We start from the raw sequence: 15,826 nt of genomic DNA on the forward strand, positions 1-15,826 counted from the left end.
GAACAGCTCCCACAACTCGTCCGGCACCAGCCGTTCAACGATCCCCACCATGACCGACACCCTATCCGCAAAGGCCAAATGAGATGATCTCTAAGCCCGGCGACCAGGGTGCGGACGAAGTTGGGCCGGTTGCTCGTGATGGACTCGGCGCGGTCGATCATCAGGTGCAGGGCCATCTCTTCCGCCGTGCACCGGGGCGTGAGATCCATTTCGGGTTGCTGGCCGAGGTCGCCGGCCAGGTCGTCGAACGTGCGCGCCATCTGCCTGCGCCACTGGGTGTCGCGTCGCAGAGTGATCGGGGGGAGCATGCCGAACACGCCGCCCGCGCCGCGCTGCAGCGGCTCATCGCCCAGGGCGGCGACTTCCTGCCAGGCCAGGGTGGACAGTTCCTCGCCCGCCAGGCGCAGCACGGCCCGGGTGCGGGCAGTGAGGGGGCTTTCGTAGGTGTCCTCGTCCCAGGCGTCGTCTGCGTCGTCGTCCTGGTCGAGGTTCCAGTGGGGGTGCTGAATGCGGGTGGCCAGGCGTGAGCGGGCGTGTGCGGCGGCTTGTTCGGCGGCGGCGAGGCATGTGTCGATATCTGCAGGCCGCTGTCGCCAAACGCGTCGGCGGCCAGGTCCGTGGCGGCCTGGGACAGCAGGTGCTCGCAGGTGTCGGCGTCGGGGCTGGTGGCGTGCGGGACGATGACCGTATAGCCGTTGTCGCTCAGGCGGTCGATGACGTCGGCGACGACCACCGTGAGAGCTGTGCGGTCAACCAGGTCGTCGTGGATGCGGAGTTGGTCCAGGACCAGCAGGTTTCCGGGCTGTTCGACGGCGGCCTCGAAGTCGCGGGTGCTGTGGCCGTCGGGGGTGAGGAGTGCGCGGGCGGCGTGGGCGCAGAGGCCGCCGTGATCGGTCATTCGCTCGGCCAGGTTGTCGGCGCCGTAGTACTGGCAGCGTGCCGCGCGCAGGCTGCCCACTTCCCGTTCTGCGTCCAGGATGCGGATGTGCCAGTCCTGCAGGCCTTGTTCCAGGTCGGCGAGGCGATGGCGGTGGACCAGCTCGAGGGTCAGGCTGGCCAGCGTGGGGCGGATGTCGGCAGAGGCGTTCATGGCTGGGGCGAGTCCTCCCGGCCGCGTTATCGCAGCCCATGTGTGGGGCTTGCGGTGGGTCGTGGCGGCACCCTCAACACCATGCTACAGAGCGAAAATCCACCGAACTTACCACATGTCGAGAATGGTGGAACGGGTCTGGTGTGCGCACCCGTGAATGAGCAGCGGGCGGTAGCCGATTGCCATCAGAACGGAAGCTCTTCGCCGTCGCCCCAGAGGTGGGTTGGGGGCGGCAATGTGGCTGCGGGGACGGTCTCTTGCGGATCGCAGACCATGAACGCGTCGCGTCCCGTGCTGAGGCCAGTGGTGTCCTCGCCCCAGGCTTGGAGTGTCTCGATCGCCCGTTCGCGGTACTGCCAGAGCTCGCTGACCGCCAGCGGATCCCGCAGCAGGGGCACCAGCATGGTCCGATGCTGGTCCAGCCTGCGGTCGTCCAGCAGCGGAATGCAGGCAGCGATGGCCGCTTCACGCACGTGCCGGTCAGGATCGTCGAGGAAGGCTGCGACGGCGTAGTAGAGCAAGGGCCGGACCTGGCAGGTCTGCACGAAGGGAGGGTAGTCCTGCGGTGGGAAGCCCATGCGGCGGCTGACCGCGGCGGCCTCGTCACCGGCCGCGTCGGCGACCGATCCCAGCCAGCCCAGCAGCGCGGCCCGCACCGGGCCGGGGAAGTCCTGGTGCTGCTTGTCGTAGCACCAGCCGGCCCGCGAGTCGGCGAGTATCGCGGCCACGTAGAGCGCGGCAGGGACCGTCACGCCATACAGCGTGTTCTGGTGGTGCACGACGTGGTGCAGGTACTCCAAGGCCTCCGTCCTGACGCGCTGGTCGGCATCGAGGAGTCTGGTGAGCATGCGGGGCGTATCCCCGGCCGGTCCCCACGCGTGTTCCAGGGCACCCCAGTCGGTACCTGTCAGCACTTCGGCAGGATCCGGCAGATCTGCGGGTTCGCCCACGGCATCGTTCGTCATCTGCGGATTGTGGCAGGGCAGGCCGCAGCCGGCAGCAGGGGCTGTAGACCACCACGATCTGTGGGGGTCGGGGCCCGCTCGCGTGAAAGGGCGCGGGGGCCGTCATCCGTCTCAGATCCCTCCGGCCCGCGCTGCCTGACCGGCCGAAAAGCAGAGGACCTCCGAGCCTCGTGCACGCTATGGTCTGGGTCCCTGACCTGCCATAACAGGAGGGTGGTGCAATGTGAACCCGTTGTGCTTCCTCGACGTCGACGGCCCTCTCAATCCGTGGCTGGCCAAACCCGAGAGGCGCCCCGCCGGCTACACCACCCACCGGATGCTCCCGCCGAGCTGGATCGCCCAGCACCCGGGAAAGCCCCGGGCCTACGTCAAGCCCCTGCGGGTCTGGCTGCGCCCCGACCACGGGCCCGCCCTCCTCGGCCTGGGCATGGACCTGGTGTGGGCCACGACCTGGATGGGCGAGGCCCGCACCTTCATCGCCCCCGTCCTGGGCCTGCCCGACCTGCCCTACGTCGACTTCGGCGACACGGCCCAGACCCCGCCGGGCGACGGCCTGCACTGGAAGACCAGGCCGCTGCTGGCCTACGCGGGCGAGCGGCCCTTCTGCTGGGTCGACGACGAGCTCACCGACCGCGACCGCGCCTACGTCGCCGCGCACCACCGAGCTTCCCTGATGCTTGAGCGAGTTCAAGCACCAGGAGAGGCAGCAGTTGAACACGTGGCATGTGGTGCGGGTACCGGATCCAGGCGGGTGGGGAACGTCCGCGTCTGAGGGGGTTCTGGGGGTACGGGACCTGCCGAAGGCAGTGGCCCAGATCGGTCTTAAGCCGGGGGATCCGGTTTTCGTGAGACCGAACGGCATGGTCGATGCGAGTCTTCTGGATTTCGTCCGGTCTCACTCGTTCCGGAGTCTGGAACGTGAGTCCAAGCGGAATTACTCGACGGATATACGGCTGTTGCTGGACTTCCTGTCGTCGAGGAATGTCGAGTGGCGACGGGCAACGCAGCAGGATCTGGACGATTTCCGGGACTGGCGCTGTGACGCACCGGAGAACCCGGGGCGGATCAGTGGGGCGAAGTGGAACCGTGAGGCGGCGGCCTTCACGAAGCTGTTCGAGTGGGGGAAGGTCTACCCGCTGCCGGTGGATGTCTCGCGGCGCGGGGACCGGGCGGCGGACTCGGTGAGTTCGCGGGTCTCGTGGTTGACGCCGCGGACCTGGGGCTTGTGGTCGGATGTGGGCCTGCGCGGTCACAGCCGCAGCGGGATTCCCGGGCCGGAGTGGGACTCGCGGACGGAGATGCGGAACACCAGCTTCGTGCAGTTGACGCTGTCGTCGGCCCTGCGGCGCCAGGAGAGCGGATCGCTGCTGGTCTTCGAACTGCCGGACCGACGTCTTCGGCACGGCCGGTACTGCCACGGGCGGATCGCGGGGGCGGTGACGCGGTCGAAGAACAGCCGCGTGTTCTACGCGTCGGTGGATGCGGTCGGCCAGGCCGAGGCTTACGTCGAGTCCGAACGGGCCTGGGCTGTCAAAAGGGCCCAGGCGGCGGGACGTTACGAGCGACTGCCGCAGATGAGGCTGGTCACGCGTGTGACGGGCGGGCTGAAGCCGAAGGTTGAATGGGTCGACCGGAACGGCGTAATCGGTGAGAGAGAGCTGAGCCGGCTGGGTTGGTTGGAACGGCAGTCGTTGTTCCTGGAGGGGCCGGAGGGGCCGGAGCCCGCGTATCTTTGGCTGACCGAGCAGGGGCTGCCGATGGTGCCCAGCGGGTGGAACGCGGTGTTCAGGGCGGCGAATCAGCGATGCGAGCGCGTCCTGCTCTCGGAGAAGGAGCGGTCGGTCACCCGGGATTTGCGCCTGGCGGAGGTGCGGGGAAAGAGTCCGTACGCCACCCCGCACTCGGCCCGGCACTCGGCGGCGCTCTACTTGTTGATCGTGCTGAACCAGCTGATGGAAACGCGTTTTGGGCTGTCGAGGGCCGAGCGACGGGACTTCGCCTTGCTGTTCGGTGATCCGTGGTGGCTGGTGAAGACGATCCTCGGGCACGCGGACGTGGAGACGACGAAGCGGCACTACCTCGCGCCCGTGGCTCACCTGCAGTTGGAGTCGATCCTGGCGATGGCGGACACAGCCGACGACCGGGAAGGACCGGTCGAGGATCTGGACGGCGTCTTCGCCCGGCTGGCTCAGGAGACCGCGGGGATCCAGGACATCGACGCCCTCGTCGAGGGGGTGGCGTCGTGAGCGGGCGGGGACGCACGGCGGTCCTGCCGCCGGCCGCTCACCGGGCCGAGCCCGCGCTCGCGCCCGACGGGCTCAGGGTGACGGTCACCAACAAGGCGGGATACAAGAAGGAGTTCGACTTCTCGACGCTGTCGACGTCCAGGGCGATGCAGCACTCGCTCGCTGTCGTGTTCGCTGCCCAGTCCCGCGGCTGGACCAGCCACCTGACTGCCCGGAACTTCTGGACGAAGATCGAATTGTTCGTGGGCTTCCTCGCCAAGCTGGACCGTCCGCCGGGCGACCTGGACGGTCTGACCGCGGCCATGCTCCGCAGCTGGCGGAACGAGCACATCGGCAGCAACACCGGCAAGAGCACCCTGCGGGTGATCCGCACCTTGCTCCGGTGCGATCCCCGGGTGGTCAACGGGCCAGCGGCGGAGGAACTTGCCCGGCGCATCCCTCAGGTCAAGCCCGGCGGGCAGTCCTACGAGGAGGCCGAGTGGAACAGGGTGATGCAGACCGCTCAACGCCAGTTCCGGGCGGCGTGGTTGCGGATCTGCGAGAACACACGCCTGCTGAACGAGTGGCGGGCAGGCACCGTCGTTGACGGCAGCCGGGAATGGCGCATCGGCCAGCTCCTTGATCACTTGGCTCGCACCGGCGATGCTCACCGCACCCTCCACCCCAGCGGGCAGACCTCGGTGACGAGCTACCGGCTGCTGGGCGGCACCAACGCGGAAAAGACGTGGGGCCGACTGTTCTTGACCCGCAACGAGCTCGCCTCTCTGGCGGTCCTACTGACCGGCCGGTTCGGATGGAACCTGTCCGTCTTCGACCGCTTGCCGGCGCCGACCACAGCGCCTTCGGCCGGAGAGACGTCCTCGGTCACCTATCAAGTGCAGGTCGAGAAGCGGCGGGCGGGCAACGGATGGTGGTTCTCCACCGAGAACATCACGGACTCCGGAGCCGACTCGGCAGGACGGCTGATCACCCAGGCGCTTCAGGCGACCGCACCCGCACGGAAGCTGGCTGGTCAACTCGCACCGGGAACCGCTCTGTTGATGGTCGCTCGCGACTATCGGCTCAAACCGGTGCACTCGGACCTGGACCGGCCCGCGCCGGTGGGCCCCTTGGTCTTCGGTGTTTCCACCGGCATGGGCAGAACCTGGGCCCGCGCTCATGGGCTGCCGGGATCGCCGTTCCGGCGCTCTCGCCGGACCACGGTGACCTCCGGGGGGCGTCCCCTGCAACACACCCAGGGCACCCACGAGAGCGTCTACGTGCTGCCTGACGCCCGGGTCCAGCGCGAGTCCCGTGAGGTGTTTGAAGCCGGCGCCCGCGAGGCCCTGGAACAGGCCCGCGCCGCTTTCAACGGGAAGATCACAAGCCAGCCGGACCCTGCCCACCAGGAGACCGCGACGGTGGACTGCCAGGACGAGGAGAGCAGTCCCTGGCCAGCCCCCGGAGGCGGTTGCGAAGCGGACTTCCTGCTCTGCCTGGCCTGCACGAACGCTCACGTCCACCCCGGCCACCATCCTCGGCTCTCCCACCTGCACCAGCAGATCGTGAGCCTGCGGTCCGTCCTGGACGACGGCGCCTTCCACGACCGCTGGAACGATGACCTGGCACGGCTGGAGGACTTGCGGGACAAGATCGGCCCGGCCGCTTGGTCCGCGGCCCTGGACCGCGTCACCGACACCGACCGCACCCTCGTCCAGCTCCTGGTGAAGAAAGACTTGATCCCGTGACCAGCCTCGCCGTTGAGAACGATCCGTACATCCTGCCCCTTTCCGGCCCGGACACTCCCGTGGTACTGCCCCAGTGGATCCGCGCCGGCAACACGCACCCGAACGCTCGCTACAGCGACCCCGTCTGGCCCATGGGCCCCCTCATCGACAACCCCGGCATCGACCGGGTCAAGATCCATTGGAAACACTGCCCGGTGCCTCTGCTCGGTCAGGTGAAACGGGTGGCCTGGACGATGATCAACGGCCAGCTCAGGCCCACCTACCTGCAAAACCAAGGGGTTTCGGCCCGTTCCCGGTCATCGGCCGTGGATATGAAGGACGCTTCCTACGAGTGGATGCGGCTGGCTCGCTGGCTGCACGACTGTCGCCTCACCAGTCTCGGCAGCTGCACCGAGGACGTGTGGCGGGCCTACATCGCCGAGCGCTGGCACAACGGGGTGAGCCGCGGCCGCGCGGAGAAGATCTGCTCATGGTTGACGCACCTGTGGGCGTTCGACCAGCTCAGTGCCCAACCCGCGGGCATCGCCCGGCCTCCGTGGGATGTTGAGGGGGTTGATGACTTTCTCCCCGCGGCCGACGGCTCGGCGCACGGGGAAAACAGCACCGAGCCGCTGGACCCGCAGGTCCTCGGCCCATTGCTGGTCTGGGCGATTCGGTTCGTCGACGACTTCGCCGAAGACATTCTGGCCGCCTGGGCAGAAAGGCAGCGCTTGTTCTCGGTGGCCGCGGCCGCCAAGGCCACCTTGGAAAGCCAGGCAGCCCTTGAGGATCTTCTGCTGCGGATGCGGTCGGGTGAGGGCTTGCCGTCCATCCGATGGCAGGGACAGCAACGAGTGGCCCGCACCTATATTTCCGCCCTCACCGGTGCCAGTTCTTCCCAGCTCGGCGAGTTCGTCCAGCAACACCAGTTGTCGGCCCTGGTTGTCGAACAACCAGGGCCGTGTCCTTTGGATGTGCCGGTGGCAGGGCGGATCGGCGCGAGTCCGTGGCGGGAGTGCTTTGAGTTCGACGAGCCCCGGGAGCTGATGCGGCATCTCGGCACGGCCGCGGCGGTGATTTGTCTCTACCTGACCGGCATGCGGCCGCAAGAGGTTCAGGGCCTGCGGTCCGGGTGCTGCCCTGATCCGGAGCCTCGCGCCGACGGGACACCCGGGCGACATCTGATCCGCAGCCATCACTACAAGAACGTCACCGACGACGACGGCAACCACATCTCCGCAGGTGAAGAGCGTGAGGTTCCCTGGGTCGCCATCGTCCCCGTCGTCAACGCTATCCGCGTTCTTGAACGGATGGTCCCCGAGGGCGAGTTCCTTTTCAGCTCCGCTCACCACGACTTCATGGCGCAGCGCCACCACCGCGGAGTGCTGAAGAATGGCGCCCTGAACAGACGGATCAAGGACTTCGTGGCCTGGGCAAACCGCGAAGCAGCGGCACGAGACCTGCCCGATCAGGCCATCCCCGAGGACCCGCACGGAGCGATCGGGATGGCCCGGTTCAGGCGGAGTCTCGCCTGGCACATCGCCCGCCGCCCTGGGGGCCTGGTCGCGCTCGCGATCCAATACGGACACATGCGCACGGTCCTGGACGCCCGGGTCTCCAGCGGATATGGCTCTCGCAGTCGCCGCGGTATTCACTCCGTCCTCGACGTCGAGACCGCCCTCGCGGCGGCCGACACCGCCGCGAGGCTCCGCGACCGGATCGCGGCCGGGGAGAAGATTTCTGGGCCAGCCAGCCGCCGAGCCGTGACGGCCGCAGCAACAACTCCCCGCTTCGAGGGCCGGATCGTCCCCAAGAACTTCGCGAAGAAGGCCGCCGCATTTCTCGCCCGGGACGGCGCCGTCCTGTTTGACAACCCCGATGGGCTGTTGATCTGCGCGTTCAAGCACGACAAAGCACTTTGCGAGCCCGGTCCGCGAGAGACTGCTCCACGGCAGTACGACTGCCGACCCGGCTGCGGGAACGCCATCCGCACCGACACCCACGCCCGCCTCCTCCGCGCACGCGCAGACGAGATCGACGAACTCGCTGCCGCAGCACCCGGGCCACTTGGCCGGCGTCTCAGGGCCAATGCCGACAGGCTCCGCGACGCCGCCACCACCCACGAGACGACCGGACAACCCGCCGAGGCCATCGCATGACCCCTTCCCGCAAGCACGACGACGAGCGCACCCGCATCCGCAAGGCCATGGACCGGCTGTTGAACGGGCAGCCCTCTGCCTCCGACGGAGGTCTCACTGTCGTCGCTCTCGCCGCCGAGGCCAATGTCCATCGCATGGCCCTCATGAAGCGGCATGCAGATTTGAAGAACGACTTCTACGAACGCGTCCGCGTCGAGACCCAGCAGGTCCCAGAGCCAGAAAAGCGGCTGCGCGAGACCGTCACCAAACTCAAGAAGACCATCGCCAATCAGAGACAAGAGATCGAAGAACTACGGCAGCTGGTGACGAACCTGACGATGGCCAGTGCCGTTCTCCTCCAGGAGCAAAACAGTCCTGCAGAACCCAGCCCCACCCCCGACAACGTCATCGCCTTGCACCCGCCCACCGCCCCATGACCTCCTCCAGAGCCCCCCGCAAGAATCCCCCAACCTGAACACATGAACTTGACAGGGAACCGCGCCCCGGCACTGCTGCACCATGTCGATCCCCGGCGCGGCCTGCGCGAGGACGACTTCGCGATACTCGCCGACTTCGCCCGCAGCACGCCCATCCGCTGATCCCGGGCATCGCTCTGAACGAATACGGCCTAACGCGACGCGATGCCCCTCAGGACCTCTACCATCCGAGTGTCAGGTGATCGAGATGAACATCATCCCTATGTGTCTGGCGCTGCAGGTGATTCGCGACGGCGATGGCCTGTGGGATACGAGAACAATCGACCTAGAGCTTGGAAGGCGCGGCGCCTGCATCGAGGGATCAGTTCTCCCCGGTCTCCGCCAGCTTGCGGAGCGGCTATTGATTCAGGAAGACAGCAGTGAGCCCCGCGGAACGGGTCCACGCTGGCGCTTGACTGCATTGGGTGCCGCATGGCTTGAATCCAATACAGGAGATGGTGATTGATCATCGAGACTGCGTAAGCCGATTCTCCCGCTGGCCCGCGCATTCATGGAAGTGAATGCGCGGGGATAGCACCTGTCCGATATTGAGTGTTATTCCGACACCTGACGGCAGCGTCAGGGGCCGCAGAGGGGCGAGACGTCTCCGTCGTGTGACAGACCGCCTTCCGGGCCGTGGAGTGCGACGCTGGACGTGTTGGTGGCTTGAGGTTGGCGGCGGAGGCGGGGTGTAGACGGTGGCGGCGATGCCGAAGTGGGCATTTGAGCTCTTGATCGCGCAGAAGTTGACCGGGCTGTGATCAGCGAGTCCCGGATCCCGACTGTGCGGCAGACCTCGGGACCGCATCAATCCTCCGCCCGCGGCCCATCGGCATCCCGCCACGCACGGCAAAGACGCGCACAGAAAAGCCGGTCACGGCCACCGTCAACCATCAGCTGGGCCCGGAACCGGACAAGGCTGTCGGTGGGCGAGTTGTCCAGAGTTTCTTTACCTGATCAAGGCGGTCCGCTGGCGCGGCCCGCGCGCGCTCCGGACCGGCGGGGCCGCCGCCCGCTCCTGTCTCCGCCCCGCTGGCGGCGGCCCCGCCGGTCCGGGCGCGCAACAGCCAGCGCAGCCGCTTCACCACCGGCGTCCCGGCCTCCGACGCCCTGCGCCCACGGTGTGACCCGGACACTCCGGAGCTGGACAAGGATGCCGAAGACGAGGAGCGAGGGGCGCCGCAACCGACCTGTCGGACCGTTCGTTGGGGATGCAGAGACCCTGCGCAGATGCCCGGGGCTGAGAGGAGAAGAGTCACCATGGCCCGCACGAAGGTCCGGCCGGTCAGGACGAGTTGGGGCGGCGGGCGAAGCGTCAAGGGGCAGTCAGGGGGCGGCATGGGGCCGGGACGCGAGCTACTGGCGCGCGGCACTCCCGTGTGATTCGCCGATTCCCCACCCGCGCGGGGCGCCCGGGCCCTCCATTATCCGCAGCCCGGCAACGAAGCCTGTCGGAACGGACTTGGAGCAGAAACGAGGCAGCTGAGCAGCCTCTAGCTCATGCTGCTTTCGACCGCGTCGCGGACGTCGGGATCAGGGTCGTGCGCCAGGCTCGTCAGTACGTCTGCGACGCCGGGGGTTGCCCTTAACTAGCTGATGCCTTCTGATGTTGATCCAGGCGAACTTGGGGAGGTTATTCGTACTCCTTGGAAACGAACTGCCCTGTCGAGTTCATCAAGCTTTCTCATTTTCCCGGATCGAGTCGGAAGGGTTGAGGGACGTCAATCCAGGTGCCGTTTCGTGCCGCAATCAGAGAGATTAGATTCCTAACCGCCGCGACTTCTCCATGACCTTCGACGAAAGGCGTCACAATAGGTGCTGTTGTCATGATGCAACTCCCGGCAGAAGTTGATCATTCCGCAGTAGCCCGCCAGGGGTGTACTGGTGTTGCCTCAGAGCCAATGAGCCAGCCGCGTCCAGCTCTCCGATACGGGTTTCTCCGGCGATCGACCGAACGGCGCGAATCTCGCTCAGGGTGAAGTCATTTCGGTCGAGGAGGTCGGGGCTGTGGCTGGCGACGATCACTTGACGCCGTTCGCTGGCGTCTCGGAGGGCGTCAAGGAGAACGCCCGCTGCGGCCGGATGCAATGCGCTCTCGGGCTCCTCAATTCCCACAGTGCTGAGTGTTGAGCCTGTTCCGGCAAAAAGGGAAACGAGTACGCCGAGAGCGCGGAGGGTTCCGTCGGAAACAGATTGAGCTTGGAAACGCCATGGATTCCTTGCGCCCGGTACATCCTGGCTAAATACGAGCGTCTCCCAGTTGCCCAGCTCAGATCGTGAAACGCTACGCATTCCGGGGACAATATTTTGCAAGTATCCCTCGATTCTGGATTTATCCTCCTGACCTTGCTTGCTGCGCTGGAGACGGTGAAGGACGCTAGCGATGTTTACTCCGTCGCGATGCAGAAAGTCACCAGCATCTGGAGTCTGCGGCTTCCTTATTACGTCAGGGTTGAGGCTGAAAACGCCGATTCCGACCAGGCCATCAAAGACTGGTCGAAATACTTCAAGTCCTGCCGCCGATACGAGGTACAGACGTTGCTCGCTCGCTGGCGGCATTACGGGTTCGCTTTGTTCTACTAGCTTCCCATTCGATACGTTAAATCGGGCTACTTCTGATTCTGCGGTCTCGATCTTGTGAGGAGAGTTCCATACTGTGCAGTACTCGTTGGAGATCCTGTAGCCAAGCCCTTTAACGGCTCCGACTTTGAATCCATATTCACCAGTGAAGTCCGGGGACTTGAATTTAAGATCGATTGAGAAATGTGTCGGGTGTCCCGTGGAGCGACGTCGAACCCCGGACACTCCTCCCCGTGTTCGTAGGGCTTGGTCGAGGGAGGTCTGCAGAGACTCAGAAACCAGGCGGAGGGCATCCAGGAAGTTGCTCTTGCCTGAACCGTTTGGCCCGACGAGCAAGAGAAGCCGTCCGAGGTCAACGTTGGCCGTCGCGATGCTTCTGTAGTGCCGTAGGCGGACGTTGGTGAGTGCGAAGAAGCTGTCCTGCATGTAGTCAGTCTTGCATCGCGTTGGTAGAGGAGACGAGTACCTGCTCAGAATCAGCCGTAGGCGACATTCCGCAACACAAGCGCCCGGCGGGCCGGCAGGGCGCGCGGCGCCGGGGCCCGGGCGCCGGGCGGGAGATGGGGCGTGGTGACGGGCAGGGGAAGGCACCTGTGTGAGCGCCTCCCGCACCCTCTGACGCGGCAGCCGAAGCACGTGCGCGGGCGGACGCCGTGCACGTCCGGCCGGTACCGCCAACCCGCCACCTGCGGCGCACTGCGGAACCAGTGCGCCCCGCGTTCGAGCTGACGACGTCCCGGTGCTTCGCCTCGCCGTCCCAGCTCCGGCACACCGCCCAGCCCGACCCGCCCAGCTCCCAGCTGAAGTGCAGGCTTCCCGAAACCGCCATCGTGTTTCTCCCTCGTGGTTCTTGAGGGACCGTACAGTCGCGCGACGGCCGGGTACTCGTGGCGCATGCGCACCCGGCCGGCCGAACGACCGCTGGGCTGGGCTGACGAGCACAGCAGCGCCGCAGGGAGTCGTCTGGTCCCTCGACGGATTCAGCGAGCGGGACGAGTTCTCGCGCACGAGCCGCCCGATCAGCCAGAACCAGATCCGCCGACCGCGCGAAGTCACCACCCCCGAGAAGACAACCCTGGCGACAGTACGGGCGTGGGAAGGCGTGCGTGGTAGCGTCGCTCTCTTCTCCGGCCCGTCCGGACGGAGTCCTGGCAGGCACCTCATGATCGACCCGACTCAGCAGCTCAAGCACGCGCTCGCCGCCATGGACTTGGCCTTCGCCCCGCTCGGCGGTCCGTCCAACTTCGTGGGCGGCTGCACCCACTGCTACATCCCCGCCGACCTCGAATCCCTGGCCGGTCCCGTTCACCAGGTTCTCGACGAGCTGGTCGTCTCCGTCGCGCACAAGACGCCCGACCACTGGGACGACTTCCCCCACCTCTACCGGCGGCTGACGCCCCGGATCATTCGCCTGCTGACCGCGAACGAGCTCGACCACAGCCTGGTCGCCTCCCGCCTGCTCGCCGCCGGCTGGCAGGCCTGGCCCGCTCCAGAGCGCACAGCCCTGGACGGGTTCTGGCGGGCCTGGTGGCGCTCCGCCCTGCACATCCACCCCGGTACCGGCCACGTCTGCGACGTCCTGGAGGTGCTCGCGGTCACCTCGGGCACGCTCGCCCCCTGGCTGGACATGTGGGCGCGGACCCGTACCCGGGCGGCGGACCTGCACCTCGCCGATGCGCTGGAGCACTGGCTCATCGAGGACGAACTGGCAAACCTGCGGCTCGGCTTCTACGAGGAACTGCACGCCTCACCCCAACTGCTGCCCTGGCTGCTGTCCCTGGAGCCGGGCCGCATCAGCGCCGCCCAGCAGAGCGCGGTCGAACAGCTCACGTACGGCTGAACCGGCCCACAGAGGGGCCAGCCCACACCTGGGCCGCCGCCTGGCCCTGGCACGCGTCCCAGCAGGAGCCTCTGGCGCTCGGCGTCGGGGACGTGCTGGTCGTGGTCGCCGAAGCCGTCCTCCTCCTCTTCCGTCACTGCTAGCAGGTGTTGTGTTCACGCACGGGGTGGCATGGTTCCAGCCAAAGATCTCTGGGGTTCGAGCCGTGCGCATGCCGCGGTGTCCGGACGTCGTGGTTCCCGCTGTAGGCATGTGCAGTTCACTCAAGGACGGCGAACAGCCACCGCTGATCTACCATCAACGCCCGCGGGGGACATGGTGAAACTCACGAACAGGTACGGGGCGGAGCGTCAGCTCCGACTATCGCAAGTACAGCCGAGACTGTTCGAAGATCAACGCACGAGTCCTGTGCGTCGGCATGGGTGGAGAGTCGTGAAGGGATCGCGGAGCATCGCCACCATGGCTGTCGTCGGCCTGGCGGTCGCAGTTCTCACCGCGTGCAGCGGCGCCCCTTCACCCGAGTCCACCACCCAGGGTGCCAAGGACGAACGGGGCGCGGTCGATGCGTACATCGCCGCGCTGAACGCCGTTGACTCCGCCGGGCTCGCCGCCCTTGCCCCTCCGGGGAACGACGCGACAGCGGACGTCGCGTCACGGCTCAAGAGCCGGGGCGGTCGGGTACTCAAGGTGACGGAGGTCAAGATCGAGCATGGCTTCGGGCCCGACGTCGCTTCCGCGGAGGTGCACGTCACTGACAAGGCCGGAGTCAAGTCGCAGGAGTACCTGACCCTTTCACGGTTCGACGACGGATGGCACGTCACTCTGGGCAGCAACCCCAACGTCACGAAGAAGCCGAGCAGCTCCACGCAGAGGCCCTGAACACGGCAGGCTCGCAAAGAGCCTGATCACGACGTCGACCGGTCGCCGTCCGAGCCGCCGGGATCGGGCGACGCGGCCCGGAGCCAGACCTGCGAGGAACGCCTGGAAGTCCGCGGCCAGCGGGAGTTCCGTACCGTCGTCCACGTCGAACCACGTCACGGACGATTCGCCGCGCTTCCCGCACTCCGGGTATTCCAGGGCGATCCAGCAGTGCCCCTCACCAGACAGCAGCACCGGAGGAGACGGAAAGACCCCACTCGTCGACCAGATACGCCGTGTCCAGCAACGACACCTGGCCGTCGCGGCGGCCGATGCCCAGCATCTCGGTGAAGGGAACGTGGTTCTCCCTCCATGACGTCGACACATCGGTCGGGAACGCGTGCACCCGCAGGACCGACAGCAACGAAGCGGGCAGATGCACACCGAGCTCACGCTCGGCGTCCTCGATCACCACGTCGGTCAACAGCGGCTGGACCCCGTACGACCCCTGCCCCTAAAAGGCCGCCTTGGCCTTATCGAACGTCGCCACGGAGATCACCAGGAGACCGACCGGGATGGCCACCCGGGCCAGGGCGGTGGTGAGCGCGTCATCGACTCGCATGCCGCCAGTGTGGGGAGCCGTGCGACGATGGCCGAGCGGCACAAGGCTGCGGGCTGCTCTGTGCCGGGGCCTGCCGGGCATGGGGAACGTGAGCGGCGAAGGGTGGAACGGCCTGTGGGCGATGCACAGCGTCTGCGCAGCGCGGCGCAGCGAGTGATCGACCTCGTCCACGATGACGACCTGATCTACCTGGACGCTCTGCCCTACCGGGTGCAGATCGAGCTGAGTACGCCGCTGGCGATGATGGGCGAGGTCTTGGAGGAGGGCGGCTCCGACGGAGAGCTCAGGCGGGCCGTGGACATCCTGCACAGCGCGGCTGCCCTGGTACGTGCCGAACTGCCTGAGGAGCTGGCCGGTCTGCTGGAAGAGCTCCGCTTCGCCGGACGGGCAGCGCGATCGTGACGCGGTACTGCTGAAGGGGCGCTCCCGACGGTCCGTGCCGTCGTCTCCGTCTCAGGGAACGCCCGGTCCGCGGCCTTCTTGTTCGCGGGATGACACGTCGTACATGGCTCTGAGCTGCGGCTACGCTGGCGGGATGGATCAACGCGACGAGATCGCCGTGCTGGAGTGGTGGGCCAACCCCTCCACCTGCGTGGCGCGGATCCTGGTCAGGACGTCGGCTACCGCGACCGCGGGTGAGTGGATCGCCCACCTCATGCCCTCCCCGGGTTCTGGTGACCGCGCGAGGCTGGACCCTCTGATCGAGGCCGACCCCTGCTGCACCCTCCGCTTCGACACCTCAGTCGTCCTCGTGGAAGCACACGCGGTGGTCGGGAAGGCGTCGTCGCCGTCGGGATACTGCGGGCCCGTCAAGTGCACGGGAGGAAGGCAGGGTCGATGCCCAGCGTGGTGACGCCCTCGCGTACCGACTGGTCGAAGCCCTTGATCGCGGCCGCGAGGACATCCCAGGTGACGGGCGAGGTCCAAAAGGCGGGGGTGAGGCGGGAGCCGACCCGCCAGCCCTGGCCGGAACCCGTAATGCGGATCAGTCCCGTACCCGCCTGCATCGAGTCGAGCGCGAACCCTTCCCGGGCGCTGGCCGGGTTCTGGAACCAGAGGGCCACGTGGTAGGCCAGCTCGGCGACGGGGAACGCCTCCTGGGACCACACCACCCTCCCCTGCTCCCAGATCGACAACTCGGCCTCGATGTCGAGGAGAAGCACCTCCAGGGGCGCCTCTTCTGGGGCGAGACCACGCCGTGGCAGGTCCGACAGTGCGAAGTTACGGCAAACGAACCGCACCCCTCATCCTCCATGAAATCCAGGCCCGGTACATGCGCGGGCCATCCACATTCAGGCAACCCGA

General features: G+C 66.8%; 14 protein-coding genes. 9 read left to right on the forward strand and 5 right to left on the reverse strand.

All coding sequences use genetic code 11. The features are described 5' to 3' along the window. Positions 1-160 precede the first annotated feature (160 nt). Positions 161-1,090, reverse strand: a complete 930-nt coding sequence (locus ABT160_RS28325) for a hypothetical protein (protein ID WP_351650683.1) — start codon at positions 1,088-1,090, stop codon at positions 161-163. Between the two features lie 185 nt (positions 1,091-1,275). Then, positions 1,276-2,055 carry a hypothetical protein gene (locus tag ABT160_RS28330; RefSeq protein WP_351650684.1) on the reverse strand — a complete coding sequence of 260 codons (780 nt, stop codon included), beginning with the start codon at positions 2,053-2,055 and terminating at the stop codon, positions 1,276-1,278. A 223-nt stretch (positions 2,056-2,278) separates the two neighbouring features. Here ABT160_RS28330 and ABT160_RS28335 point away from each other — a divergent pair, with 223 nt between their 5' ends. The 6 genes from ABT160_RS28335 to ABT160_RS28360 all read left to right on the forward strand — a co-directional run bounded on the left by ABT160_RS28335 (position 2,279) and on the right by ABT160_RS28360 (position 9,087). Beyond that, complete coding sequence (locus ABT160_RS28335; protein ID WP_351650685.1) at positions 2,279-2,827, forward strand: HAD domain-containing protein; 549 nt, start codon at positions 2,279-2,281, stop codon at positions 2,825-2,827. Further along, the gene (locus tag ABT160_RS28340; protein ID WP_351650749.1) at positions 2,766-4,301 is read left to right on the forward strand and encodes an integrase; all 1,536 of its coding nucleotides are present in this window, start codon (positions 2,766-2,768) and stop codon (positions 4,299-4,301) included. The genes ABT160_RS28335 and ABT160_RS28340 overlap by 62 nt, the downstream gene beginning before the upstream one ends. Beyond that, positions 4,298-6,028, forward strand: a complete 1,731-nt coding sequence (locus tag ABT160_RS28345; protein WP_351650686.1) for a hypothetical protein — start codon at positions 4,298-4,300, stop codon at positions 6,026-6,028. Before ABT160_RS28340 ends, ABT160_RS28345 begins: the two co-directional genes overlap by 4 nt. After that, the gene (locus ABT160_RS28350) at positions 6,025-8,166 is read left to right on the forward strand and encodes an integrase (RefSeq protein ID WP_351650687.1); all 2,142 of its coding nucleotides are present in this window, start codon (positions 6,025-6,027) and stop codon (positions 8,164-8,166) included. Before ABT160_RS28345 ends, ABT160_RS28350 begins: the two co-directional genes overlap by 4 nt. Further along, complete coding sequence (locus ABT160_RS28355) at positions 8,163-8,582, forward strand: hypothetical protein (RefSeq protein WP_351650688.1); 420 nt, start codon at positions 8,163-8,165, stop codon at positions 8,580-8,582. Before ABT160_RS28350 ends, ABT160_RS28355 begins: the two co-directional genes overlap by 4 nt. A 238-nt stretch (positions 8,583-8,820) precedes the next feature. Beyond that, positions 8,821-9,087 carry a hypothetical protein gene (locus tag ABT160_RS28360; RefSeq protein ID WP_351650689.1) on the forward strand — a complete coding sequence of 89 codons (267 nt, stop codon included), beginning with the start codon at positions 8,821-8,823 and terminating at the stop codon, positions 9,085-9,087. Between the two features lie 1,358 nt (positions 9,088-10,445). Here ABT160_RS28360 and ABT160_RS28365 read toward each other — a convergent pair. Beyond that, positions 10,446-11,627, reverse strand: coding sequence for an AAA family ATPase (locus tag ABT160_RS28365; RefSeq protein ID WP_351650690.1), 1,182 nt, complete (start codon positions 11,625-11,627; stop codon positions 10,446-10,448). Between the two features lie 736 nt (positions 11,628-12,363). On the opposite strand from ABT160_RS28365, the gene ABT160_RS28375 reads away from it, so the two are divergent. Both ABT160_RS28375 and ABT160_RS28380 read left to right on the forward strand, forming a co-directional pair. Then, positions 12,364-13,041: a hypothetical protein gene (locus ABT160_RS28375; protein ID WP_351650691.1), complete on the forward strand. Its 678-nt coding sequence runs from the start codon at positions 12,364-12,366 to the stop codon at positions 13,039-13,041. A gap of 459 nt (positions 13,042-13,500) precedes the next feature. Then, a complete protein-coding gene (locus ABT160_RS28380) occupies positions 13,501-13,920 on the forward strand; it encodes a hypothetical protein (protein ID WP_351650692.1) in 420 nt (139 codons plus the stop codon). Positions 13,921-14,137: 217 nt separating this feature from the next. Here ABT160_RS28380 and ABT160_RS28385 read toward each other — a convergent pair whose 3' ends face one another. Beyond that, complete coding sequence (locus ABT160_RS28385; RefSeq protein WP_351650693.1) at positions 14,138-14,383, reverse strand: SMI1/KNR4 family protein; 246 nt, start codon at positions 14,381-14,383, stop codon at positions 14,138-14,140. A gap of 252 nt (positions 14,384-14,635) precedes the next feature. On the opposite strand from ABT160_RS28385, the gene ABT160_RS28390 reads away from it, so the two are divergent. Beyond that, positions 14,636-14,923 (forward strand): hypothetical protein, encoded by a 288-nt coding sequence (locus ABT160_RS28390; RefSeq protein ID WP_351650694.1) that lies wholly within the window; start codon positions 14,636-14,638, stop codon positions 14,921-14,923. Positions 14,924-15,330: 407 nt separating this feature from the next. Here the strand turns inward: ABT160_RS28390 and ABT160_RS28395 are convergent, their stop codons facing one another. Then, positions 15,331-15,684 carry a DUF7878 domain-containing protein gene (locus ABT160_RS28395; protein WP_351650695.1) on the reverse strand — a complete coding sequence of 118 codons (354 nt, stop codon included), beginning with the start codon at positions 15,682-15,684 and terminating at the stop codon, positions 15,331-15,333. Between the last annotated feature and the right edge of the window lie 142 nt (positions 15,685-15,826).

Source organism: Streptomyces sp. NPDC001941 (genome assembly GCF_040296945.1).
Classification (GTDB): Bacteria; Actinomycetota; Actinomycetes; order Streptomycetales; family Streptomycetaceae; genus Streptomyces.

What these genes read in the sequence shown, in the direction of transcription:
- ABT160_RS28325 (WP_351650683.1), bottom strand. Translation starts at nt 1,090, where the DNA reads ATGAACGCCTCTGCCGACATCCGCCCCACGCTGGCCAGCCTGACCCTC.
- ABT160_RS28330 (WP_351650684.1), bottom strand. Translation starts at nt 2,055, where the DNA reads ATGACGAACGATGCCGTGGGCGAACCCGCAGATCTGCCGGATCCTGCC.
- ABT160_RS28355 (WP_351650688.1), top strand. Translation starts at nt 8,163, where the DNA reads ATGACCCCTTCCCGCAAGCACGACGACGAGCGCACCCGCATCCGCAAG.
- ABT160_RS28365 (WP_351650690.1), bottom strand. Translation starts at nt 11,627, where the DNA reads ATGCAGGACAGCTTCTTCGCACTCACCAACGTCCGCCTACGGCACTAC.
- ABT160_RS28375 (WP_351650691.1), top strand. Translation starts at nt 12,364, where the DNA reads ATGATCGACCCGACTCAGCAGCTCAAGCACGCGCTCGCCGCCATGGAC.
- ABT160_RS28380 (WP_351650692.1), top strand. Translation starts at nt 13,501, where the DNA reads ATGGCTGTCGTCGGCCTGGCGGTCGCAGTTCTCACCGCGTGCAGCGGC.